At 43.3% G+C, this 344-nt stretch carries 1 pseudogene; it reads right to left on the bottom strand.

Features of this window, described 5'->3' with window-relative positions:
• Nucleotides 1-344 (bottom strand): annotated as a pseudogene (locus AC0QHF_RS12580) (group II intron reverse transcriptase/maturase); the annotation flags it as partial.

Genomic DNA, 344 nt, shown 5'->3' on the forward strand with positions numbered 1-344 from the left:
TTTAATCAGGGCGGCTTGAGGTGCTGTTTTGTGTTTCTTAATCACCTCTTTCACCTTTTCAGTGTGGGCTTTGATTGCCTTTTTGCTCGGTTTTATGTGGGTTACGAAACCAAGGAGTTTACTGGCTTTTCCTCCACTTTTCCCAGAGACGTGTTTTCCGGCAGGATATTGCCTGATATTGAACCCCAGAAAGTCAAATCCCGGTTGGACTTTTTCTCCGCCAATTTCGATTTCTTGAAATGTATGACAGATTCTTGTCTTTTCCGGCTTGAGTTGGAGTCCAATGGGCTTTAACCATTCGGAAATGGCAATCTTGCACTGTTCAATGATTTCGAGTTTTGGTG

This window comes from Lyngbya sp. CCY1209 (assembly GCF_055795065.1).